Source organism: Caballeronia sp. INML2, assembly GCF_023631365.1.
GTDB classification, from domain to species: Bacteria; Pseudomonadota; Gammaproteobacteria; order Burkholderiales; family Burkholderiaceae; genus Caballeronia; species Caballeronia turbans.
Map to the genome: position 1 here is coordinate 1 of NZ_JALQDH010000249.1, position 245 is coordinate 245.

Here is a 245-nt window from a genome sequence, read left to right on the forward strand (position 1 = left end):
CGTCGAAGTTGTCGATGTCGATGTCGAGAAAGCGCCGGTCTGCGACAGGCAGGAGCGGCTCTACAGGCTTGCCGGACAGATCGGCGAGCACGCCCATCACGAAGGGCAGTTCGACCTTCTTTTCCGAACCATAGACCTCGACGTCATATTCGATCTGCACGCGCGGTGCACGGTTGCGCGCGATGAACTTCTGCGAGCTGTTGTTGTTACTGCTATTGTTTCGGGACATGCGTGTCTCCTTGAAC

1 protein-coding gene is annotated in these 245 nt (G+C 57.1%); it reads right to left on the bottom strand.

Annotated elements, in window-relative coordinates; all coding sequences use genetic code 11:
- On the bottom strand, positions 1 to 229 hold a 229-nt coding region (locus tag NCT32_RS37185; protein ID WP_250491582.1), incomplete at its 3' end, for a type VI secretion system contractile sheath small subunit.
- Positions 230 to 245 lie beyond the last annotated feature (16 nt).